The sequence below is a fragment of the Rhodococcus sp. NPDC004095 genome (genome assembly GCF_053604015.1).
This window is the reverse complement of record NZ_JBSGGS010000010.1, coordinates 177754-200637: the sequence shown is the minus strand read 5'-3', so window position 1 is coordinate 200637 and position 22884 is coordinate 177754. Positions and strand designations below refer to the sequence as shown.

General features: G+C 70.2%; 21 protein-coding genes and 1 riboswitch. Of the genes, 8 read left to right on the top strand and 13 right to left on the bottom strand.

All coding sequences use genetic code 11. The features are described 5' to 3' along the window. The first annotated feature begins 94 nt into the window (after nucleotides 1–94). Nucleotides 95–973 (top strand): helix-turn-helix domain-containing protein, encoded by an 879-nt coding sequence (locus ACWEPG_RS20420; RefSeq protein WP_452595142.1) that lies wholly within the window; start codon nucleotides 95–97, stop codon nucleotides 971–973. Nucleotides 974–1020: 47 nt separating this feature from the next. Here ACWEPG_RS20420 and ACWEPG_RS20415 read toward each other — a convergent pair whose 3' ends face one another. From ACWEPG_RS20415 to hrcA, 3 genes are all read right to left on the bottom strand, one after another. Continuing rightward, nucleotides 1021–1782 carry a 16S rRNA (uracil(1498)-N(3))-methyltransferase gene (locus ACWEPG_RS20415; protein ID WP_452595141.1) on the bottom strand — a complete coding sequence of 254 codons (762 nt, stop codon included), beginning with the start codon at nucleotides 1780–1782 and terminating at the stop codon, nucleotides 1021–1023. Between the two features lie 18 nt (nucleotides 1783–1800). After that, nucleotides 1801–2952 carry a molecular chaperone DnaJ gene (dnaJ, locus tag ACWEPG_RS20410; protein WP_450112730.1) on the bottom strand — a complete coding sequence of 384 codons (1152 nt, stop codon included), beginning with the start codon at nucleotides 2950–2952 and terminating at the stop codon, nucleotides 1801–1803. A 119-nt stretch (nucleotides 2953–3071) separates the two neighbouring features. Further along, nucleotides 3072–4097, bottom strand: coding sequence for a heat-inducible transcriptional repressor HrcA (gene hrcA, locus ACWEPG_RS20405; RefSeq protein WP_450112729.1), 1026 nt, complete (start codon nucleotides 4095–4097; stop codon nucleotides 3072–3074). 196 nt (nucleotides 4098–4293) lie between these two features. Here hrcA and ACWEPG_RS20400 point away from each other — a divergent pair, with 196 nt between their 5' ends. Next, entirely contained in the window at nucleotides 4294–4596 is a 303-nt protein-coding gene (locus ACWEPG_RS20400; protein ID WP_450112728.1) for a type II toxin-antitoxin system VapB family antitoxin, read from the top strand. Between the two features lie 60 nt (nucleotides 4597–4656). On the opposite strand, the gene ACWEPG_RS20395 is transcribed toward ACWEPG_RS20400, so the two are convergent. Further along, nucleotides 4657–7554, bottom strand: coding sequence for a UPF0182 family protein (locus ACWEPG_RS20395; RefSeq protein WP_450112727.1), 2898 nt, complete (start codon nucleotides 7552–7554; stop codon nucleotides 4657–4659). Between the two features lie 354 nt (nucleotides 7555–7908). After that, nucleotides 7909–9123, bottom strand: coding sequence for a radical SAM family heme chaperone HemW (gene hemW, locus ACWEPG_RS20390; RefSeq protein WP_450112726.1), 1215 nt, complete (start codon nucleotides 9121–9123; stop codon nucleotides 7909–7911). Between the two features lie 132 nt (nucleotides 9124–9255). Here hemW and ACWEPG_RS20385 point away from each other — a divergent pair, with 132 nt between their 5' ends. The 6 genes from ACWEPG_RS20385 (at nucleotide 9256) to ACWEPG_RS20360 (ending at nucleotide 15055) form a co-directional block, all read left to right on the top strand. Further along, nucleotides 9256–9345, top strand: coding sequence for an Ms4527A family Cys-rich leader peptide (locus ACWEPG_RS20385; protein WP_450112725.1), 90 nt, complete (start codon nucleotides 9256–9258; stop codon nucleotides 9343–9345). A 136-nt stretch (nucleotides 9346–9481) separates the two neighbouring features. Further along, nucleotides 9482–11203: a nitrite/sulfite reductase gene (locus ACWEPG_RS20380; protein WP_450112724.1), complete on the top strand. Its 1722-nt coding sequence runs from the start codon at nucleotides 9482–9484 to the stop codon at nucleotides 11201–11203. Further along, the gene (locus ACWEPG_RS20375) at nucleotides 11200–11949 is read left to right on the top strand and encodes a phosphoadenylyl-sulfate reductase (RefSeq protein ID WP_450112723.1); all 750 of its coding nucleotides are present in this window, start codon (nucleotides 11200–11202) and stop codon (nucleotides 11947–11949) included. The genes ACWEPG_RS20380 and ACWEPG_RS20375 overlap by 4 nt, the downstream gene beginning before the upstream one ends. After that, on the top strand, nucleotides 11946–12881 hold the full coding sequence (cysD, locus tag ACWEPG_RS20370) for a sulfate adenylyltransferase subunit CysD (RefSeq protein WP_450112722.1): 936 nt from the start codon (nucleotides 11946–11948) through the stop codon (nucleotides 12879–12881). The genes ACWEPG_RS20375 and cysD overlap by 4 nt, the downstream gene beginning before the upstream one ends. Nucleotides 12882–12990: 109 nt before the next feature. Then, nucleotides 12991–14277, top strand: coding sequence for a sulfate adenylyltransferase subunit 1 (locus ACWEPG_RS20365; protein WP_450112721.1), 1287 nt, complete (start codon nucleotides 12991–12993; stop codon nucleotides 14275–14277). A gap of 31 nt (nucleotides 14278–14308) precedes the next feature. After that, nucleotides 14309–15055, top strand: coding sequence for a sirohydrochlorin chelatase (locus tag ACWEPG_RS20360; RefSeq protein WP_450112859.1), 747 nt, complete (start codon nucleotides 14309–14311; stop codon nucleotides 15053–15055). A 33-nt stretch (nucleotides 15056–15088) separates the two neighbouring features. Here ACWEPG_RS20360 and ACWEPG_RS20355 read toward each other — a convergent pair whose 3' ends face one another. From ACWEPG_RS20355 to ACWEPG_RS20320, 8 genes are all read right to left on the bottom strand, one after another. Further along, the gene (locus ACWEPG_RS20355; protein WP_450112720.1) at nucleotides 15089–16243 is read right to left on the bottom strand and encodes a THUMP-like domain-containing protein; all 1155 of its coding nucleotides are present in this window, start codon (nucleotides 16241–16243) and stop codon (nucleotides 15089–15091) included. 7 nt (nucleotides 16244–16250) lie between these two features. Beyond that, nucleotides 16251–17237, bottom strand: a complete 987-nt coding sequence (locus tag ACWEPG_RS20350) for a class I SAM-dependent methyltransferase (protein WP_450112719.1) — start codon at nucleotides 17235–17237, stop codon at nucleotides 16251–16253. A gap of 98 nt (nucleotides 17238–17335) precedes the next feature. After that, the gene (locus ACWEPG_RS20345; RefSeq protein ID WP_450112718.1) at nucleotides 17336–18115 is read right to left on the bottom strand and encodes an enoyl-CoA hydratase/isomerase family protein; all 780 of its coding nucleotides are present in this window, start codon (nucleotides 18113–18115) and stop codon (nucleotides 17336–17338) included. Nucleotides 18116–18217: 102 nt separating this feature from the next. Continuing rightward, the gene (locus ACWEPG_RS20340; protein WP_452595140.1) at nucleotides 18218–19027 is read right to left on the bottom strand and encodes an NUDIX hydrolase; all 810 of its coding nucleotides are present in this window, start codon (nucleotides 19025–19027) and stop codon (nucleotides 18218–18220) included. A gap of 73 nt (nucleotides 19028–19100) precedes the next feature. After that, nucleotides 19101–19931: an ABC transporter ATP-binding protein gene (locus ACWEPG_RS20335; RefSeq protein ID WP_450112716.1), complete on the bottom strand. Its 831-nt coding sequence runs from the start codon at nucleotides 19929–19931 to the stop codon at nucleotides 19101–19103. 55 nt (nucleotides 19932–19986) lie between these two features. After that, nucleotides 19987–20598 carry a thiaminase II/PqqC family protein gene (locus ACWEPG_RS20330; protein ID WP_452595139.1) on the bottom strand — a complete coding sequence of 204 codons (612 nt, stop codon included), beginning with the start codon at nucleotides 20596–20598 and terminating at the stop codon, nucleotides 19987–19989. Next, nucleotides 20595–21200, bottom strand: coding sequence for a TenA family protein (locus tag ACWEPG_RS20325; RefSeq protein ID WP_450134922.1), 606 nt, complete (start codon nucleotides 21198–21200; stop codon nucleotides 20595–20597). The genes ACWEPG_RS20330 and ACWEPG_RS20325 overlap by 4 nt, the downstream gene beginning before the upstream one ends. Further along, nucleotides 21197–22540 carry a purine-cytosine permease family protein gene (locus ACWEPG_RS20320; RefSeq protein ID WP_452595138.1) on the bottom strand — a complete coding sequence of 448 codons (1344 nt, stop codon included), beginning with the start codon at nucleotides 22538–22540 and terminating at the stop codon, nucleotides 21197–21199. Before ACWEPG_RS20320 ends, ACWEPG_RS20325 begins: the two co-directional genes overlap by 4 nt. After that, a riboswitch (TPP riboswitch) is annotated at nucleotides 22532–22642 on the bottom strand. (Overlaps the previous gene by 9 nt.) Nucleotides 22643–22884: the final 242 nt, after the last annotated feature.

Here is a 22884-nt window from a genome sequence, read left to right as displayed (position 1 = left end):
CACTCCCGCGGCTCCGGCGCGCACACCAGGCACCGATCGACAGTGGGACCGGCAGTACCACCCACCGCGCACCGGCAGCGAGCAGGATGGGGGCATGGACGAGTTCGCGCGCGTGCTGCGCGCCTGGCGCGACCGCGTGCAGCCCGAACACGTCGGGCTGCCGCCCGGTACGGGTCGTCGCGCCCGGGGGCTGCGGCGGGAAGAGCTCGCAATGCTCGCCGGCGTCAGCGTCGACTACATCGTGAGGCTGGAGCAGGGCCGGGCAACCAATCCGTCGGCGCAGCTGCTCGGTGCGCTCGCGAGGGCGTTGCGCCTGACCGACGAGGAGCGCGACCACCTGTACCGGGTCGCCGGTGTCGCCGTTCCGACGCCTGCCTCGTTGCCGCGGCACGTGGGGCCCGGCGTCCAGCGGATCGTGGACCGTCTCGGTGACGTGCCGGTCGCCGTGTACAGCGCCGCACACGACCTCCTGCTGTGGAATCCGCTCTGGGCGGCGCTCCTCGGTGACCCCTCGACGCAGTCCGGGTTGCGGCGCAACCTCGTCTGGCGGGTGTTCACCGGAGGGGCCATCCCCGTCAGCCACACCACCGTCGGCGAGGACGAGTTCAGAGCGGACCTGGTCGCGGATCTGCGATCAGCCGTGGGGCGCTACCCCGAGGATGCTCCGCTGCGGGCCCTCGTGGACCGTCTCCTCTCGGAGTCCACCGAGTTCGCGGCGCGCTGGGCACAGGCGCACGTGGCCCTGCACCGGTCGAGCCGAAAGGTCCTGCACACCAGGGCTGTCGGCGACATCACGGTGGACTGCGATGTCCTCGGCGCGCCGGGTAGCGGCGACCTGCGGATCGTCGTCTACACGGTCGAGCCGGGATCCGCCGACGAAGAAAAGCTCGACCTGCTTCGGGTCACCGGTCTGCAGGACCTGTCGGACCATCGGCGCCCACTGGCGGTGACGAGAACGGACACCACCGGGTGAGCCGTTCCGGAACCGCCCGGTGCATACCGAGGTGGGCCGGGTGTTCGCTACTGCAGCGGCGCCGCGGACCAGCGGTCGGTGAGCACGCCGAGCGCGCCGAGTGCCACCGCGGCCGCCGTCGAGGTGCGCAGCACGGTCGGGCCCAGCCGCACCGCGGTCGCGCCGGCCTCGGTCGCCGCGGCGACCTCCTCCTCGGACAGTCCGCCCTCCGGCCCGACGACGAGCACGATCTCCGGGACCTCACGCAGGTCGAGCGTCGCCAGTTCCGCGGTGGCGGACTCGTGCAGCACAAGCACGACCCCGCCCTCCGCGACGACAGCGCGCACCCGGTCGAGCACGGCCGGGGTGCGGTGCAGCTCCGCGACCTGCGGAATGTGCGCTCGCCGTGACTGTTTCGCAGCCGCGACCGCGACCGCCTGCCACCGCGCGACACCCTTGACGGCCTTGGGGCCCTCCCACTTGGCGACGCAGCGGGACGACTGCCACGGCACGATCTCGTCGATCCCCGCCTCGGTGGCGAGTTCCACGGCGAGCTCGGACCGCTCTGCCTTCGGCAGGGCCTGCACCAGGGTGACGGTCGGAGCCGCGGCCGCCACCTCGTCGCGGGCGGTGACCGTCAGGTCGAGCCGATCCTTGCCGACCTCGACGACCTCGGCGCGGGCGACGCCGCCGCGGCCGTCCGCGAGCACCAACTGCTCACCGACTCGGATCCGGCGCACCGTGGCGGCGTGCCGGCCCTCCTTGCCGTCGAGGACCGCGATCGCCCCGACGTCGGGCAGCGGATCGAGGTAGAACACCGTGGCGGCCATGCGTTCTCCGGCCGCCCGTCAGCGACCGCTGAACGCGTCGCGCAGCCGCGAGAACAACCCGCCGCTCTGGTGCGACCCGCTGCTCACGACCTCCGCCTGATCGCGGTCGCGCAGGTTCTTGAAGTCCTTCAGGACGGCGGTCTGCTTGCCGTCCAGCTTCGACGGGACCACCACCTCCAGGTGGGCGTGCACGTCGCCGCGCACTCCGGACCGCAACTTCGGCATGCCGTGGCCACGCAGCACCGCGACCGATCCGGGCTGGGTGCCGGCGTCGACCGTGATCTCGGTGGGGCCGTCGATGATGGTGTCGACGGTGACCGTCGTGCCCAGCGCCGCGTCGACCATCGGCACCCGGATGGTGCAGTGCAGGTCGTCGCCGTCCCGCACGAACACGTCGTGCGCCTGCTCGATGACCTCGACGTACAGGTCACCGGCCGGTCCGCCGCCGGGGCCGACCTCGCCCTGCGCGGACAACCGGATCCGCATGCCGTTGCCCACACCGACCGGAACCTTGACGGCGATGTCGCGGCGGGCCCGCACCCGACCGTCACCACCGCACTTGTGGCAGGGATCGGGGATGGTCTCCCCGGCGCCGCGGCAGGTGGGGCACGGACGCGACGTCATGACCTGACCGAGGAACGACCGCTGCACGGACTGCACCTCGCCGGCGCCACCACAGGTCTCACAGGTGACGGGCTTCGAGTCGCCGTTGGTGCCGGATCCGGTACAGACGTCGCACAGGATCGCGGTGTCGACGGTGATGTGCTTGGTGACGCCGGTCGCGCACTCCTCGAGCGTCAGCTTGGTGCGCAGCAACGAGTCGGCACCGGGCTGCACGCGGCCACGGGGGCCGCGCCGGGTTCCGGTGCCGCCACCGAAGAACGCCTCGAACACGTCGCCGAGACCGCCGCCGAAGCCGGCTCCGCCGAAGCCGCCTGCCCCGCCGCCGCCCTGCTGCAACGGGTCCCCGCCGAGGTCGACGATGCGACGCTTCTCGGGATCGGAGAGCACCTCGTACGCGGTGGAGATGTCCTTGAACCGGGCCTGCGCGTCCTCGTCCGGGTTGACGTCGGGGTGCAGTTCCCTGGCGAGTTTGCGGTACGCCCGCTTGATCTCCTGATCGGTCGCCTTGGGTGAGACACCCAGCAGTCCGTAGTAGTCCCGTGCCACGTTACGTCTCTCGTCCTCGTTGCTGTCTTGCTCGTCGTCTGTCTCTGGCGTCGTTCGTCTGTCGATCAATCCCGGCGCGACGCATGACCGGCCACCTCGTGGCCGTCACCGGGCACACCTCACCGCTCGGCAAGCACCTCGCCGATGTACCTGGCAACCGCCGCGACGGACGCGATTGTTCCCGGGTAGTCCATGCGCGTGGGACCGAGCACACCCATGCCGCCGAAGATGTTGCCGCCCGCGCCGTACCCGGTGGTGATCACCGAGGTGCCTCGGATCTGCTCGACCTGCGTCTCCTCACCGATCCGCACGGTCACCGAACCCGGCGCGCCGGTAGCCGCCAGCAGCTTGAGCACCACCACCTGCTCCTCGAGGGCCTCGAGGACCGACCGCAGCGAACCGGGGAAATCGCCGGCGTTGCGGGTGAGGTTCGCGGTGCCACCGAGCACGAGACGATCTTCGGGGTGCTCGACGAGTGTCTCGATCAGCACGGTCGAGGTGCGCACCACTGCATCGCGCAGGCCCTCCGGGGCGGCGTCCGCCAGCTCCGAGACCGCGATCGACGCCGCGGCCAGTCGCTTGCCCTCGAGGGCCCCGCCGAGCAGATCCCGCAGCTTGGCCAGGTCGTCGTCGCCGATCACGTCACCGAGCTCGACGATCCGCTGGTCGACGCGGCCGGAGTCCGTGATCAGGACGAGCAGCAGCCGCGCCGGCGTCAACGCGACCACCTCGAGGTGCCGCACCGACGACGCCGACAACGTCGGGTACTGCACGACCGCGACCTGGCGGGTCAGCTGCGCCAGCAGCCGCACCCCGCGGCGCAGCACGTCGTCCAGGTCGACCCCGGAGTCGAGGAACTCGAGGATCGCGCGGCGTTCCGCCGGGGACAGCGGCTTGACCTCGGCGATCCGGTCGACGAACTCGCGGTACCCCTTGTCGGTGGGGACGCGTCCGGAGCTGGTGTGCGGCTGGGTGATGTAGCCCTCCGCCTCGAGCACGGCCATGTCGTTGCGGATCGTGGCGCTGGAGACGCCGAGGTTGTGCCGCTCGACGAGCGCCTTCGACCCGATCGGCTCCTGGCTGGCGACATAGTCGGCGACGATCGCGCGCAGCACCTCGAAGCGTCGTTCCTCGGTACTCGCCATGCCGATCACCTCCGTCTCGCCCTGTGCCCCTCGACCGGTGTCGCAGGGCGATGCTCGCGCCGGGCACGCATGTAAACCCCCGGCTGACCGCATTCTAGTCGTCTCGTGACCACCGGCCGTGCAGGCCTTAGGGTGGTGGCGCCTCACCGACATGCGGTGCCATCGAGCACCGCCCGACCACGAGACGGATGCCCAGATGATTTTCAAGGGAGTCCGGGACGGCAAGCCGTACCCGGACCACGGACTGTCGATCCGCGACTGGTCGAAGATTCCGCCGCGCCAGGTCCGACTCGACGAGATCGTCACCACTACCAAGGTCCTCGAACTCGACCGGCTGCTGTCCGAGGACTCCACGTTCTACGGCGACCTGTTCCCGCACGCGGTGCTCTGGCAGGGCGTCATCTATCTGGAGGACGGGGTGCACCACGCCGTCCGATCCGCACTGCGCAATCGGGTCGTGCTCCACGCCCGCGTGTACGAGCACGACACGGTGCACTGACGCGCCGACGGTTCGAGTTCACCCCGGACGGGGTACGGGTCGGGCACAGGCCCAAGCCGGCTATCGCGGGGCGTTCTGATAGGAGTCGACCGCCCGCTGCAGCCGGTCCAGCGCCTCCCGCAGCTGCGCCAGCGCCGCGTTCAGGTCGGCGAGGGCCGGGTTCGGGGGCGCGGCCACAGGGGGCGCAGGCAGGGGCGCACCGGTGTCCGGCGACGGCTGCTGACCGCCGGTCTCCGGGGCGGTCGCCAACCCGCCGACACCGGGTCCGAAGATCTGGTCGAGCGCCTCGGCCAGGGTCGGGGCGTACCCGACCCGCACACCACCGGTGACACCCGGTTCCCGGTAGCTCACCAGCATCCGGGCCAGCTGCGGGAACGTGGAGGTGTTCTGCGCCGACGCGATCCGCTCGGTGAACAGCGGCTCGACGTACAGCACGCCGCCGTCGGCGATCGGCAGCGTCAGCAGGTTGCCGTACTGGATCCGGTTCGATCGCTCCAGCAGCGTGCGCTCGGACGCCACCCGGGTGTCCGAGATCATCGAGTTCTGGATCTGCTGCGGGCCCTGGGTCAGCGTGTCGGTCGGCAACTCGAGCACGGTCAGCTTGCCGTAGTCCTGCGGATCCGAGTGCGCCGAGATGTAGGCGGAGAGGAACTCGCGCCGGAAGCCGACCATCGCGCTCGCCAGCCGGAACGACGGCTCCGCCGTGGCCTGGTCGCCCACGAGCACGTAGAACGGCATCTGGTACGGGTTGGTCTCGACCGTCGGGTCGCTCGGCACCGACCAGAATGCATTGGTGGTGAAGAACTCCCGTGGATCGTCGACGTGGTACCTCGCCAGCATGTCGCGTTGGATCTTGAACTGGTCCTCGGGGTACCGGAAGTGCGCCCGCAGCTCGTCGGGGACGGCGCTCGCCGGTTGCACGGTTCCCGGGAACGCCGCCATCCACGCCTTCAGCACCGGATCCTGCTGATCGACCTGGTACAGCGTCACCGTGCCGTCATAGGCGTCGACGGTGGCCTTCACCGAGTTCCGGATGTAGGACACCTCGCGGCCCTGTTCCGTTCCGGCGCCCTCCGGTGCGGCCGCGAGGTCGTCGAGCGAACTCCGCTGCGCGTAGGGATAGTTGCTCGCGGTGGTGTAGCTGTCGACGATCCACACGATCCGCCCGCCGACGACGGCCGGGTAGGGATCGTGATCGGTGGTCAGCCACGGGGCCACCAGGCGCACCCGCTCGGCCGGGTCGCGGTTGAAGACGATCTTCGAGTCGGACCCGATGGCCTTGGAGAAGATGATGTTCCGCTCGGTGTACCGGACGGCGAAGGCCACGCGGTTGAGCCAGTTCCCGATGGGAACCCCGCCGGTCCCGGCATAGGTGTAGGTGGAGTTGTCGGTGTCGTACTCGCGCGGAGCCGATCCCTGCGGACCGCCGACGATCGCGTAGTCCGGGTCGGCTCTCGCGATCATCTCCCCGAAGTAGATGCGCGGCTGATCGACCCGGATGATCTGGCGCCCGGATTCCTGACTGGCGATGTCGCTCACCATGTAGACGGGATAGCCGCTGTTGCTGCTGGCCGTGTCCGTCGCCGCTTCGCGGACCGCGGCGTTGACCCGGTTCGCAGGGGCCGCCACGAACCCGTCGCCGTGCGTGTAGACGGTGTGCATGTTGACCCACTGGGTCTGGTTACCGCTCAGGCTGCTCGGCGTCAGTTCGCGGGCAGCGACGACGTAGTCACGCAACTGACCGCCGACGGAGTAGCGGTCCAGGTCCAGTGTCGGCGGGAACGTGTAGAAGTTCTTGAGCTGCTGCTGCTGGATGAACGTGTGCGAGAGCACATTCGGGTCCAGCAGCCGGGCGTTTGCGATCGTGGTCACGTCGGCGGGCACGTCCGGTGGCGACCTCGTCCCGATGCCGGGATAGGGCTGGAACTCGACCTTGTCGGCACCGATGCCGTAGGCCTGTCGGGTGGCGGCGATGTTGCGTGCGATGTACGGGCTCTCCCGATCGGCGGCGTTGGGACGCACCGAGAACTGTTCGACCGCCAGCGGCCACACCGCACCCACCACGATCGAGGACAGCACCAACAGGATCGCGGCCATCGCAGGGATGCGCAGGTCCCGCACCACCACGACGGCGAAGAACGCGACGGCGCAGATGACGGCGATGGCCAGCAGGATCAGCTTGGCCGGAAGCAGCGCGTTGATGTCGGTGTAGCCGCCGCCGGCGAAGGTCGGTTCCTTGCGCGAGCTCGACAACAGGGCGTACCGATCGAACCAGTAGGCGATGGCTTTGAGCAGGATGAACGTGCCGACCAGCACCGCGAGCTGCACGCGGGCGGCCCACGTCACGCCACTCGCCTCCTCGGACACCCGGATTCCGCCGAACAGGTAGTGGGTCGCCAGCGAGGTCACGAAGGCCAGGATGATGGCCGCGAAGAGCCAGTTCAGCACGGCGCGGTAGAACGGCAGGTCGAACACGTAGAACCCGACGTCCAGACCGAACTGGGGGTCGGTGACGCCGAACGAGCCGCCGTGCAGGAAGAGCTGGATCGTGGTCCAGTTCGTCTGCGCGATCAGCCCGCAGAGCAGCCCGACGATGACCGGGATCCCCAGCCCGAACAGCCGCGGCCGCCGCAGCACGATCATCCGGATCACCTGGATCGGGTCGTCCGACCCGTTGCGGGGAGCGACCACCGGCCGCGCCCGGAACGCCAGAAGCGCCGCCAGTGCCATCGCACCGCCGACCAGCGTGGACACCGCCAGGAACGTCAGCGCTCGGGTGACCAGCACGGTCGCCCAGACCCTGCGGAAGCCCACCTCACCGAACCACAGCCAGTCCGTGTACGCGTGCACCAGCGGCGGGACGAAGACCAGCGCCACGAGCAGGAACGCCGCGGCCAGCAGCAGGATGCGACTGCGTCGCGACAACCTCGGTAGATCCTTGGCGGCGGGCATACCCACTTTCCTGCCCTCGTCGGCACTCGGCCGTGTGCCCCAATTCTACGTAGCCGGACCGGGCCGGGAACGCCGTCTTCGACCCGTGACGCCGCGGCCGGGCCACCGCAGGCGATCGCGGACCGCATCTGGACCCGCTCCGGCCCCCCAGACAGCCGGCGAGCTCGTACACGACGTCAGCCTTGCGTGCCTCGTCCACAGAACTCTGGATCGCCCGGGTGTGGGTGCCGAAGACGTTGACGAGGGTGCCAGCAGCGGCGGACCGCCATCCACCGATCGACGCGGCGTGTCGTATTTGCCCTAAATCTCCTGCGCAACGACCCGGCGGCGACTCACCCTCCCGAATGGCGAAAAGTCCACTCACGCAACGATGTCGCGGATCACCCCGTCGGCGAGCAACCGCCCGCGATCGGTCAGCACCAGCCGATCGGCATCCGCCACCGCGAGCCCGTCCTCGACGACCCGCGCGGCCGCCGCGCGTTCGCTGTCCGACAGCTCGGACAGCGGCAGCCCGGTCCGCAGGCGGACACTCAACATCACCCGTTCGACGTGCCGATCCTCGGCGGTGAGGACCTCGCTGTCCGCGACCGGCAGCACACCGGATGCCAACCGGTCCGCGTAACGGGCCGGATGCTTGACGTTCCACCAGCGCACGCCGCCCACGTGACTGTGCGCGCCGGGCCCGGCGCCCCACCAGTCCCCGCCGTCCCAGTACCCGATGTTGTGCCTGCAGGCGGACTTCTCACCGGCCGCCCAGTTCGACACCTCGTACCAGTGCAGGCCCGCGTCGGCGAGCCGAGCGTCGATGCGCTCGTAGCGAGCGGCGAGGACGTCGTCGTCGGGAGCGGGAAGTTCGCCGCGGCGCACCCGGCGGGCCAGGGCGGTGCCGTCCTCGACGATCAGCGCGTAGGCGGAGACATGGTCGACGCCCGCGGAGAGCACCGCATCCAGGGTGGCGTCGAGATCCGCGTCGCGTTCGCCGGGGGTGCCGTAGATCATGTCGAGGTTGACGTGCTCGAACCCGGCCGCACGCGCCTCCCGGGCCGCCGCGACAGCCCGGCCCGGGGTGTGGGTGCGATCGAGGATCCGCAACACGTGCTGCGCGGCGGACTGCATTCCGAGCGACACCCGCGTGAACCCGGCGTCGCGGATCGCCGTGAAGAACTCCGGCGACGTGGACTCCGGGTTGGACTCGGTGGTCACCTCCGCGCCGACGGCCAGACCGAAGCTGGCACGCACCGCGTCGAGCACCTCGGCCAGCCCGTCGCCGCCGAGCAGCGACGGAGTGCCGCCTCCGACGAACACCGTCTGCGCCGCGGGCACCGCTCGGCCGTCGCGGCCGAGCATCGCGGCGCCGGCGTCGAGCTCGCGGCGCAACCCCTCGAGCCACGACTGCGGTGACGCGGAGGTGCCGAGCTCGCCCGCGGTGTAGGTGTTGAAGTCGCAGTAGCCGCAGCGGGTGGCGCAGAACGGGACATGGACGTAGATACCGAACGGCCGCGAACCGACACCGACCAGCGCGTCGTCGGGCAGTGCGAACTCCGCCGCGGCCGGCTCGGTAAGGGGTGTACTCACCCCTCCAGTGTTCCACCGACCCGGGAGTGACCCATCCCACACCGGCCGCTGCCCTGCGCATTTCCCCCCAATCCGGGGGAAATGTCCGCCGGGGTGTCGGAATCGGCGGTGTGATCTGGCACAATCGTCGGCGTGACCGGACTTGGGATTGTGCTCGTGGCTCGCCGCCATGTCGATCTCAAGCGCGTCTGTAGCTGTTGCTGTCTTCCCTCTTCTGCGTAGACGCATTCCCAGCACCCCGCCAGTCCCGGCCGGTCTCGAATGTGGGCAACGCGGGGACAGCCCTCCCCGCCTCAGCCATGCCCCGGTAGACCGGCGCCCGTAAAGATCCACCTGAAGCAGATCTTGGAGCGCCCTGATGTCGCAGTCCGTCGACTCGTCACCCCCCGCGGATACCGAGGCCGCACCCCGCGCCCGCACCCCGCGGCCGGTCAAGCGTCGCTCCGAGGGCCAGTGGGCCCTCGGCTACCGCGAGCCGCTCAACGCCAACGAGCAGACCAAGAAGGACGACAACCCCCTCAACGTCCGCGCCCGCATCGAGGACATCTACTCGAAGCAGGGTTTCGACAGCATCGACAAGTCCGACCTGCGCGGCCGCATGCGGTGGTGGGGCCTCTACACGCAGCGCGAGCAGGGCTACGACGGCACCTACACCGGTGACGAGAACATCGACCTGCTCGAGGCCCGGTACTTCATGATGCGCGTGCGTTGCGACGCCGGCGCCCTGAACGTCGAGCAGCTGCGCACCCTCGGCGGCATCTCCACCGAGTTCGGCCGCGACACCGCCGACCTGTCCGACCGGGAGAACGTCCAGTACCACTGGATCGAGATCGAGAACGTCCCGGAGATCTGGCGCCGCCTCGAGTCCGTCGGCCTCAAGACCACCGAGGCGTGCGGCGACTGCCCGCGCGTCGTCCTCGGCTCCCCCCTGGCCGGCGAGTCGCTGGACGAGATCCTCGACCCGACCCCGGCGATCGACGAGATCGTCCGTCGCTACATCGGCGACCCGGCGTACTCGAACCTGCCGCGCAAGTTCAAGACCGCGATCTCCGGCCAGCAGGACGTGGTCCACGAGATCAACGACGTCGCGTTCATCGGCGTCAACCACCCCGAGCACGGCCCCGGACTCGACCTCTGGGTCGGCGGCGGCCTGTCCACCAACCCGATGCTTGCGCAACGGGTCGGGGTGTGGGTGCCGCTCGACGAGGTGCCGGACGTGTGGGAGGCGGTCGTCTCGATCTTCCGCGACTACGGCTACCGCCGGTTGCGCAGCAAGGCGCGGCTGAAGTTCCTGATCAAGGACTGGGGCATCGAGAAGTTCCGCGAGGTGCTCGAGACCGAGTACCTGAAGCGGAAGCTGATCGACGGCCCCGCCCCGGAGAAGCCGGCCCGTCCGATCGACCACATCGGCGTGCAGAAGCTGCGCAACGGGCTCAACGCCATCGGCTTCTCCCCCATCGCAGGCCGGGTCTCGGGCACCATCCTGACCAAGGTGGCGGACGCAGTGGCCGCCGTCGGCTCCGACCGCGTCCGCTTCACCCCGTACCAGAAGCTGATCGTGCTCGACGTGCCCGACGACAAGGTCGAATGGCTGATCGACGAGCTCAAACCTCTTGGTCTGCACGGACGGCCGTCGCACTGGCGGCGGAATCTGCTGGCGTGCAGTGGCATCGAGTTCTGCAAGCTGTCCTTCACCGAGACCCGCAAGCGGTCCCAGGTGCTCGCGCCGGAACTCGAGGAGCGGCTGGCAGACATCAACGCCTCCCTCGACGTGCCGATCACGGTGAACATCAACGGCTGCCCCAACTCGTGCGGCCGCTCCCAGATCGCGGACATCGGGTTCAAGGGCCAGCTGGTCGACGACGGCGAGGGCAACCAGATCGAGGGCTTCCAGGTGCATCTGGGCGGCAGCCTCGGCCTCGACGCCGCGTTCGGCCGCAAGCTGCGCCAGCACAAGGTGACCAGCGAAGAGCTGGGCGACTACATCGAGCGCGTGGTGCGGCAGTTCGTCAAGCACCGCAACGAGGGCGAACGGTTCGCCGAATGGGCAGTCCGTGCGGACGAGGAGGATTTGCGATGACAACAGGTCTCGACCTGACCGACGCCACCGAGGCCGATCTCCGCGACCTTGCCGCGCAGGGGGCGGCAAGTCTCGACGGCGCGTCCGCCGAGGAACTCCTGCGCTGGACCGAGGACACCTTCGGGGCGGCGAGCGTAGCGACGGGGAATCAGCGCAGCCAGTACATCGTCGCGTCGAACATGCAGGACGGGGTGCTCGTGCACCTGGCGGCGCAGGTGCATCCCGGCGTCGACGTGCTGTTCCTCGACACCGGCTACCACTTCGCCGAGACGATCGGCACCCGCGACGCCGTCGAGGCCGTCTACGGGGTCAACGTGATCAACGCCAAGGCCGAGCAGACGGTCGCCGAACAGGATGCCCTGCTGGGCAAGGACCTCTTCGCCCGCGACGCCAACGAGTGCTGCCGGCTGCGGAAGGTGGTGCCGCTGAAGAACACCCTCGCCGGATACAAGGCGTGGGTCACCGGCATCCGCCGCGTCGAGGCACCCACCCGGGCCAACGCACCGCTGATCTCGTACGACGAGGGCTTCGGCCTGGTGAAGATCAACCCGATCGCCGCCTGGTCCGACGAGGACATGCAGAACTACATCGACAGGCACGGCATCCTCGTCAATCCGCTCGTCGACGAGGGTTATCCGTCCATCGGGTGCGCGCCCTGCACCTCCAAGCCAGCTCCCGGCTCCGATCCGCGCAGCGGACGTTGGGCCGGCAACTCCAAGACAGAATGCGGGTTGCACGCCTCATGACTGCTGAACTGACCGACATCCGACCGCTTCTGGACGGCGCCGACTTCGACACCCTCGCGGCCCTCGAATCCGAAGCCATCCACATCTTCCGCGAGGTCGCCGGAGAGTTCGAGCGCCCGGTGATCCTGTTCTCCGGCGGCAAGGACTCCACGGTGCTCCTGCACCTGGCGATCAAGGCGTTCTGGCCGGCCCCGATCCCGTTCGCGCTGCTGCACGTCGACACCGGGCACAACCTGCCCGAGGTGCTGGCGTTCCGGGACCACGTCGTCGAGAAGTACAACCTGCGCCTGCACGTGGCCAACGTCGAGGACTACCTCGCCGACGGCCGGCTCACGGAGCGGCCCGACGGCGTCCGCAACCCGCTGCAGACCGTGCCGCTGCTCGACGCGATCGCCGAGCACCGCTTCGACGCGATCTTCGGTGGCGGGCGCCGGGACGAGGAGCGCTCGCGGGCCAAGGAGCGGATCTTCTCGCTGCGCGACTCGTTCGGCCGCTGGGACCCGAAGAAGCAGCGCCCGGAGCTGTGGAACCTGTACAACGGCAAGCACTCCCCCGGCGAGCAGGTGCGGGTGTTCCCGCTGAGCAACTTCACCGAGCTCGACATCTGGCGCTACATCGCCCGCGACGACATCGAACTGGCGAGCATCTACTACGCCCACCAGCGCGAGGTGTACCAGCGCGACGGCATGTGGATGACCTCCGGCGTGTGGGGCGGACCGCGCGAGGGCGAGCAGGTGCAGACCCTGTCGGTGCGCTACCGCACCGTCGGTGACGGCTCCACCACCGGCGCGGTGCTGTCCGAGGCCGCCGACAACGACGCCATCCTGGCCGAGGTCGCGGCGTCGCGGCTGACCGAGCGCGGCGCAACGCGCGGCGACGACCGAGTTTCCGAGGCGGCCATGGAAGACCGCAAGCGCGAAGGCTACTTCTGATGCGCGTCACCGGACCGAGCGCGACGCACAGTGCACGTCCCGGGGCGAGCGACGACCGAGTTTCCGAGGCGGCCATGGAAGACCGCAAGCGAGAGGGCTACTTCTGATCATGAGCGACCTGTTGCGCCTGGCTACGGCCGGCAGCGTCGACGACGGCAAGTCCACCCTGGTGGGCCGGCTGCTGTACGACACGAAATCCGTTCTGGCCGACCAGATCGACGCCGTCACCCGCGCGTCGGTCGACAAGGGCCTCGACACCCCCGACCTCTCGCTGCTGGTCGACGGCCTGCGCGCCGAACGCGAGCAGGGCATCACCATCGACGTCGCGTACCGGTACTTCGCCACCCCGAAGCGCAGCTTCGTGCTGGCGGACACCCCCGGTCACGTCCAGTACACCCGCAACACCGTCTCGGGCGCCTCGACCGCGCAGCTGGTGGTTCTGCTCGTCGACGCCCGCAAGGGTGTGATCTCGCAGACCCGCAAGCACGCGGCCGTCCTCGCGTTGCTCGGTGTGCCGAAGCTGGTGCTGGCCGTCAACAAGATCGACCTCGTCGAGGATCCGGCGACGGTGTTCGCGGACATCTCCCGCGAGTTCAACGAGCTGACCTCGTCGCTGGGCTGGGCGGACGAGGACGTCGTGGAGATCCCGGTCTCCGCGCTGCACGGCGACAACGTGGCCGTGCGCTCGGAGAACACCCCGTACTACGACGGTCCGACGCTGATCGAGCACCTCGAGTCGGTTCCGGTCGATTCCGAGCCGCACCGTGTGGGCCTGCGCTTCCCGGTGCAGTACGTGATCCGGCCGCGCACCGCCGAGTTCCCCGACTACCGCGGGTACGCAGGCCAGGTCGCCGCGGGCGAGGTCCGCCCGGGTGACGAGGTCGTGGTGCTGCCGTCCGGCATCCGCACCACCGTCGCGCGGGTCGACACCGCGGACGGGGAGCTCGCCGCCGCGCACGCGGGCCGCAGCGTCACGCTGGTGCTCGAGGACGAGGTCGACATCTCCCGCGGCGACACCATCGCCTCGCCGCAGGACGCCCCGGAGCCGCTGGGCGAGTTCGAGGCGACCGTGTGCTGGCTGGCCGAGAAGCCGCTGCACCCCGGTGCCCGGCTGCTGCTCAAGCACGGCACCCGCACCACGCAGGCCATCGTCGGCGCCATTGTCGAGCGGTTCGACGAGCAGGAGCTGACCACGGAGCCGAGCCCGGCATCGTTGCAGCTCAACGAGATCGGCAAGATCTCGGTGCGCGTCGCGGAGCCGATCGTCGCGGACGACTACCGCGTGAACCGGCACACCGGGAGTTTCCTGCTGATCGACCCGGCCGGTGGCAACACCCTCGCTGCCGGGCTGGTCGGCGACGCGATCGCCGCCGTCGAACTGGGCGAGCGGGTCTAGCTCGGTGACACCGCCCCTGATCGCCGCGGCGGTGCCGCCGATGATCCTCGTCGCCCACGGCAGCCGCGACCCGCGCTCGGCGCGGTCCGTCGCGGCGGCCGTGGCGGCGGTCAGGGGCGCCCGGCCGGATCTCGACGTCCGGCTCTGCTTCCTCGACCTGTCCGCCCCGTCGGTGGACCAGGTCGTCGACACCGTCGCCGCGGAGGGCCATTCGTCGGCCGTGGTCGTGCCGTTGTTGCTGGGCAACGCCTTCCACGCCCGCGTGGACCTGCCGGGACTGCTCGCGGCCGCGCGGGCGCGGCACCGCGGCCTGGATCTGGTGCAGGCCGACGTCCTCGGCGACGACGACCGCCTCGTCGGCGCGGTCCGGGACCGTGTGCGCACTGCCGGCGTCGCGCTCGACGACCCGCAGGTCGGGGTGGTGCTCGCCGCGGTCGGCTCGTCCCGCGCCGAGGCCAACGACCGCACCGCCGCAATCGCGCCACGGCTGCTCGCGGGCACGTCGTGGTCCGGTGCGCGGGCATGCTTCGCGACCACCGATCCGTCGCTGTCGCAGGCGGTCTCACGACTGCGGGCGGACGGTGCGCGGCGCATCGTCGTCGCCCCCTGGTTCCTGGCACCCGGGCTGCTCACGGACCGCATCGACACTGCGACGGACGCGGTGGCCCCGGATGCGCTGCGCGCCGGCGTGATCGGCGACCATCCACTGCTCGTGGAGGTCGTGCTGGATCGGTACCGCGAGGGCCTCGAGCTCGTCGCGACCACCCGCGCCGCCTGACACCGCTTCGCCGGCACCCGCCCGCAGGGAGAGTTACGCGCGGGCGCCGGGCTCGCAGACGAACGCCGTGGGCGTGCGGCCGATCCGCGTGAGCACGACGCTCAGCGAGCGGCCGCCCTTCAGTTTGAGCTTGGGCCGCAGCACCGCCGGGTCGACGTCGACACCGCGGACCAGGATCTCCGCGACACCGCAGTCCATGCGGGTCAGTTCCTGACGCAGCGCCTTCTCGGAGTACTTGAGCTGCGCCAGAATCCGGAAGCCGCGCACCCCCGTCGGAACCGTGTCGCCGGTGAGGTAGGCGATCCGCGGGTCGAGCTGCCAGAGCCCGTGCCGGGCGGCGTAGTGCCGTACCAGCCCGGCCCGCACCACGGCACCGTCCGGGTCGACGATCCACTCCCCCGGCTCCCTTTCCGGGATCTCGTCCGGTTCGGCGTCGGTGATCTCCCAGCCGGTGCCGTCGGCGGCGAGGACCGTCGCACGCCGGTGCACCCCGGCGCCCGCCAGACCCGGCGACCACAGGCATGCCTCACGCACCCCGCCGGACAGGGAGACGATCTCCACCTCGCCGTCCCAGCCCAGCTGGTCGTAGTCCAGGCCGGGTGCACACTTGACCGCGATGTCACGTCCGGAGTACACGTCCAGCAGGTCCGGCAGCGGCGGCATCAGCGCGGCCGGGTCGTGCCTGCGTTTGCCCCCGGACCGCCGGGCGGGGTCGGCAAGCACGACCGTGCCACGACTGCACGGCGCCAGCGCGTCCGCGCGGATCACGGTGGCTCCGGGCACGTTCCACGCCGCCATCGCGAGGCGGACGGGGTCGAGATCGCTGCCGAGCACCACGCCCGCGATCCCGACGAGCGCGGACAGTTCCGCCCCGATGGAACAGGTGACGTCGTGCACGTCCCGGCCGGCGAGCCGCAGCGCCCGCCGGCCCGCGACCACCGTCGGTGTGGCCTGCTGCAACGCGTCGTCGGTGAGCAGCCAGTCGTGTCCGGCGAGCTTGCCCTCGGCGCGACGTCGCAGCAGCACCGTCTCGACGAGCGCACCGGCCCGGTCCCCGAAACGCGTACGCACCCGGCCGATGTCGGCCAGGTGCGTACGCGGCGAGAACTCCAGACGATCCACCTCGGCGAGGTCGGCGGCGGCGGCGCTCAGATACCGGACATCCGAGGTGGTGAAGTCGTATCCCACCGGTGAGTCAGGACTCCTTCTCGCCCGGCTTCACGCCGGTGATCATCGCGTTGTAGAAGAAGCCGCGAGGGACGACGCGCTTCATGATCTTCTCGTCCACCCAGCTCAGGGCCTTGAAGCCACCGAACGCGAACTTGGCCCAGTTCCAGCCGAGCTTCCCCTCGGGCACCGCGGCCTCGAAGGTGCGCACAGGCCATCCGAGCATCGCGGCCGTGAACTCCTCGGTGGCTGCGTGCACCTGCACCGCCCCGGCGGAACGCGCCATCTTCTCGAGGTCGTCCGGGTCGAAGGTGTGGATGTCGACGACCGCCTCGAGCGCTGCGGCGCGGGAGGACTCGTCGAGTTCGGCCTGCGGGCGACGCCAGCCCTGCAGCGGACCCAGCTTGGTGACGTTCGTGGTCACGTACCAGGTGGCACGGCTGAGCCAGCGGGCGTAGAAGTCGCCGACCGTGGTCGGCTCACCGGCGAACACGAAGCGCCCGCCGGGCTTGAGCACCCGGATGACCTCGCGCAGCGACTGCTCGACGTCCGGAATGTGGTGCAGGACGGCGTGCCCGACGACGAGGTCGAAGGTGTTGTCGTCGTAGGGGATCCGCTCCGCGTCGGCCACCCGGCCGTCGACCGGCAGGCCGAGGCCCTCGGCGTTGCGCAGCGCGACCTTGACCATGCCCGGCGACAGGTCGGTGACCGACCCGGTCTTCGCGACGCCGCCCTGCATCAGGTTGAGCAGGAAGAAGCCGGTGCCACAGCCCAGTTCGAGCGCCCGCTCGTACGGCAGCGGCTGGTCCCCCGCGACCGCGTCGAAACGCCCGCGGGCGTATTCGATACAGCGCTCGTCGTACGAGATGGACCACTTCTCGTCGTAGGTCTCGGCCTCCCAGTCGTGGTAGAGGACCTGGGCCAGCTTGGTGTCCTTGAGCGCCGCCTCGACCTCTTCGGCCGTGGCGTGCGGGTTCGGCGCCGGGTCGACGCCGTTGTTCGGGCTTGCAGTCATGGAGGAGAGCCTACCCTGCAGTAAGCAATGAACAAGTTCTAGTTTTTCAAATTCCCGGGCCCCGGGCGGCACGCCACGCACCGCCCGGGACACCGGCGTCACTTGCCGACGAACTTCGCCTTGCCGGGGCCGTTCTCGATGAACGAGGCCATGCCGATGGTCCGGTCCTCGGTCGCGAACAGGGCGGCGAACTGGGCGGCCTCGATCTTCAGGCCGGTGTTCAGATCGGTGTCCAGCCCCTGGTCGATGGACGCCTTCGCGGCGGCCAGCGCACGGGAGGCGCCCCCCACGAACTGCGACGCCCACGTACGGGCGGCGTTGTACACCTCGTCGGGGGCGACCATCTCGTCGATCAGGCCGATCTGCAGCGCCTCCTCGGCGCCGACGAAACGGCCGGTGAACACCATGTCCTTCGCCTTGGCCGGGCCGATCAGCCGGGCCAGGCGCTGGGTGCCGCCGCCGCCTGGGATGACGCCGAGCAGCACCTCGGGGACACCGACCTTGGCGTTGTCGCCGGCGATCCGCCGATCCGCGCCGAGCGCGATCTCGAGTCCGCCGCCGAGCGCGTAGCCGGTGATCGCGGCGACCGTCGGCTTCGGGATGTCGGCGATCGCGCCGAGCGCCGACTGCAGTTCGCCGGCGATCGGAGCCATGTCGGCGTAGGTCATCTCCGCCATCTCCTTGATGTCCGCGCCCGCCGCGAACACCTTCTCGCCGCCGTACACGATGACGGCCTTGACCTCGTCGTTGACGGTGGCCTCACGCGCCGCCGCCCGCAGCTCCTCCTGCAGCTGACGATTCAGGGCGTTCATCGGGGGACGGGCCAGTCGGATGGTGCCGATGCCGTCGGAAACTTCGAGGGTTACGAACTCAGCCATGTGCGGAAGGCTACCGCCTGCGCCTGAACCGAATCCCGGCGGCGCTACCGCTTGCTCCGAACCCAATCCGGCGCTACCGCTTGCTCCGAACCCAATCCGGCGCTACCGCTTGCTCCAGGGATGGACTCCGGCGGCGTAGTAGGGGTCCTGTCCCGGGAACCGCACCCGCAGCTGACCTTCCTCCTGGTAGAGCGTCGGCAGGATCCGCGGGATCTCCGGTTCGGCTTCGAGCACCGCCTCCACCGAACCGAACGCGGCGATCGACCGGAGCTGAGTCCACGTCGGCGGCAGCAGCATCGTCCTGCCCGCCCGCCAGTCGGCGATCGCCTCCTCCGGCGTCTGCCACGCGACCTCGGCGGCCTCGGACGTCTCACCGTCCGCGGTCTGCCCGACCGGTGCCGCGGCGACGAAGAACCGGGTGTCGTAGCGACGGTGCTCACCGACCGGGGTGATCCAGTTCGCCCACGGGCGAAGCAGATCCGCGCGCAGCACCAGGCCCTCCCGGGAGAGGAACTCGCTGAACGAGAACTCCCGCGCCTCGAGCTGCTTGCGCGCCTGCGCGTAACCGGAGGTGTCGGCCACGACCGTGGTCGCGGTCGGGCCGGCCAGCAGCACCCCGCACTCCTCGAACGTCTCCCGCACCGCCGCGCAGACCAACGCCTTCGCCCGCGCCTCGTCGACCCCGAACCGCTCGGCCCACCACGACACCGCGGGCCCGGCCCACGCGACGTCCGCGGTCGCGTCCTGCGGATCGACGCCGCCGCCGGGGAAGACCGTCATGCCACCGGCGAAGGCCATACCGGCCACGCGGCGCAGCAGGAACACCTCCGGCCCCGAGGCGCCGTCGCGCACCAGGATGACGGTGGAGGCGTCCTTCACCGGGACGTCGGGATGCAGTTCGTTCGAAGCCATGTGACGCAACTTACGCCGCCCCACCCCCACCCTCCGCCGCCGCCCGAGTGAACGGGGCCTGGCGAGGGGACGGTCAGCGGCGGTGCTGGCCGGGCAGGCGGCTGCGGCGGGCGAAGAACCGGCCGTCGACGCGGTCGAGGGCGATGGACTGGCTGAACGCGGTGGTCAGGTTCTCGGCGGTGATGACGTCGTCGATCAGACCCTGCGCGACCACCTCGCCCTCCTTCAGGAGCAGGGCGTGCGTGAAGCCCGGCGGGATCTCCTCCACGTGGTGTGTGATCAGCACGGTCGCCGGCGCATCCGGGTCCGCGGCAAGGTCGCCGAGGCGGGCGACGAGTTCCTCGCGGCCACCGAGGTCGAGACCGGCGGCGGGCTCGTCCAGCAGCAGCAGTTCGGGGTCGGTCATCAGCGCCCGGGCGATCAGCACCCGCTTGCGCTCCCCCTCGGAGAGGGTGCCGTAGGTGCGGTCGGACAGGTGCTCGGCGCCGATGCTCTCGAGGATCTCCACCGCACGGTCGGTGTCCATCGCCTCGTATCGCTCACGCCAGCGGCCGAGGACGGCGTAGCCGGCGGAGACGACGAGGTCCTTGACCAGTTCGTCGGCGGGCACCCGGTGTGCGAGGGCCGAGGACGACAACCCGATCCGGGGCTTGAGTTCGTTGACGTCGACCCGTCCGAGTGTCTCGCCGAGCAGATTCGCATTGCCCGACGTCGGGTGGACCTCGCCTGCGGCGATGCGCAGCAACGAGGTCTTGCCCGCACCGTTCGGGCCGAGCACGACCCACCTCTCGTCGAGCTCCACCTTCCAGGTCACCGGACCCACCAGGGTCACGCCGCCGCGGCGGATCAGGACGTCGTCGAAGTCGATGAGCAGATCGGGATCAGGTTCGGACACGGCAGTCATCTTCCCGCACCGGTGTTGCGGGAGTGAAACGGGATCAGAGGCGCGTGTCGCGGGCTCACACCAGCGCGTCCCAGAACTGCTCCTCGAACACCGCGACCCGCCCGAACGCGGTGCGCTGCGCGTCGGTGGGTTCTCCCTCACCGAGCAACGTCGCCAGGTCCTCGACGTACGTGGCGAAGGGCGCCGCGCTCCAGTTGTCGATGAACTCGCGGTACCGCGACTCGGCGTCGGCGGCGCGTTGCCGCACGGTCGTCCAGGCGTCCAGGTAGGCCTTCTCGATCCCGTACAGCACGGCGGACGCGACGTCGTAGCCGTCATGCAGGCTCGCCAGCATGAACGAGGTGTATGCGATGCACCCGTCGCTCGGTCGGTGCCCGTGTCGATCCAGACCTCGCCGCTCGAGCTCCGCACGAAACAGATCGAGCTCCGAAGTCAGAGCGGCGATTCCGCCCGCGATGACATCCCGGGAACGTTCGTCGGGGGCGAGGCTGAGCACCCCGCCGAGGAACCGCCGGAACTCGACGACGAAGGCGTGGTCCTCGAGCAGCCAGCGGTCGAAGGCCGCCTCCGGCAGGGTGCCGTCCGCGGTGGCGAGCACGAACGGGTGCTCCGCCGACCGCTGCCACCGCTGCGCTTCGCCCCGCAGCAGGGCGTCCGCGCGAGTCACCGCGCGTCCCAGAACGCGAGCTCGTGCCGCATCGCCGTCATGAACGCCTCCTCCGCGACCGCCTCGTCCGGCGCCGCCTCGTCCAGCATCTCCGCACACCGGTCGGCGAGCGCCGCGAATCCCGGATCCGCGTAGGTGTCCACCCAGCGGCGGTAGCGGGGATCGGCGGGCGGGTCCTGCGCGAGGGCGAGGCCCAGCTGCGAGTACCCCCACATGCACGGCAGCAGCGCCGCCAGCCCACGCCCGTAGTCCGCGGCCGACTCGAGCAGGAACTCGGTGTACGCCGCGCACTGCGGGCTCTTGACCGCGGTGCCGAAGTCCGCACCGAACGGCTCGGACAGCTCTCGGTGCAGACTCAACTCCTCGTGCAGCGTCGAGTGCGCCAGGTCCACCAGGTAGCCGAGGTGCCCGTCGGGGGCCTGCCACGCCAGGCGCGCGAACACCCGGGTGTAGTCGAGCAGGTACAGGTAGTCCTGCTCGAGCCAGCCGCGGAACAGTGCCGGATCCAGGTCGCCGCGCGCGATCCCCACGACCGTGGGGTGGGCGAGCTGCTCCGCGAGCAGCGCCCGTCCCTTCTCCTGCAGTCGGGACGAGAGAGTCACGCCCGCACCACCTTTCGCTTGTCGATCAGGCCGATCAGCAACGCCAGCCCGGCGGCGACCACCAACGCGGCGAGCGACGCGGACCAGCCGGAGGCCGGGATCCCCAGCGACGACTGCAGATTCGTCCACCAGCGCGTCCAGCCGGCACCGAAGCCGGTGAAGTAGGTCGGCGTCACCAGCTGGTAGACGACGAACCCGGCGACCCACGGCACCAACATCATCCAGCGGGTGGGCGACTGGGCCGACACGTCCCAGTGGCCGCGCCGGAGCAGGTAGAACGACGCCAGGAAGGTTCCGGTCAGCGGCACGAACACGGCACCGATCAGGAACAGGAACGGCTCGTAGCTGTACGCGTCGACCGTCAGCGCGAGCAGCGTCGCGATCACGCCGACCCCGATCACGAGGAATCGGCGGTCCAGGTTCGGTCGCAGGTTCTGGGCACTGATCGCGGTGGAGTAGATGTTCGCGAACGCCTCGTCGACCTCGTCGACCAGCAGGATGAGCAGCGCAACCCCCGCCAGCGGCAGGACCAGCAGGCTGCCGATCACGTCGAAGCCGGGTTCGAGCCCGAACGCGACGAACGCCAGGACGCCGAGCGCGAAGAAGGCGACCGTGGCGCCGCCGTAGCCGACAGTGGCGCCGAGGAACGCCGCCCGTGGGGACCGGGAGTGCCGGGCGTAGTCGGCGGCCAACGGAACCCAGGAGATCGGCATCGCGATCACCAGGTCGACGCTGGTCCAGAACCCGGCGAAGCTGCCCTCGGTCAGCGACGGCAGATCCTTCATCAGCACGTTCACCAGCAGGTACACCGTGGACGCGAGCGCCGCCCAGACCGCATACCGGGCCAGGATCTTGACCACCCGCAGCGGGTACAGCGCCATCACCGTCGCCAGCACACCGCCGAGCAGCACGAACGGCCACCGCTGCCACCCGGTCAGCCGGGCCGCGGTCTCCGCGATCACGAACACCTCGAAGGTCGCCCAACCGACACACTGCACCAGGTTCAGTACCGTCGGCAGCGCGGAGAGCCGGGTACCGAGCAAGCCGCGCATCATCACCATGGCGGGGGCGCCGACCGAGGCGCCGGCGGCCGCACACAGCCCGAGCAACGCCGACCCGATCAGCGCACCGACGACCACCGCGAGCAGCGTGGCGAGCAGCGACTGTCCCTGCAGCACCGCGAACGTCGCAGCGACCGGCAGCAGCAGGGAGATTCCGAGATTGCCCCACAGGCCGACCTGCGCGCCGAATCCCAGGGTGCGGGTTGGTGATTCATCCAGGGTGAAGGACGGCTCGGCCTGAGCCGACCCCGGTGACGGACGTGTCGGTACGACGGACATCGCACTGCTCCCTACGCCGGAATGACCCGGATCAGGTGTGACGGTCGGAGCAGCCGTGCTCCCTCTCAGCCCTACGACGCCAGGGCTCCCGTGCTGGATGGACGACGCTCACACTAGGCCGTCGTCACGGCGCAGTCCAAGCCGCCCCCTGCCCCACGAGCACGCCGACCCGGCTGCGCCCATCGAGCCGACCCTGCCGCGCCCATCGAGCCGACCCGGCTGCCCACCCCGAGCCGACCCGGCTGCGCGACGGTATCGCTCGCGCTGATTCCAAACCTTCCCGACGTCGGCCCGCCCGCGCACCATGACGCCCTGACCCGCCGTGTGCGGGGCCATCAGAGGGG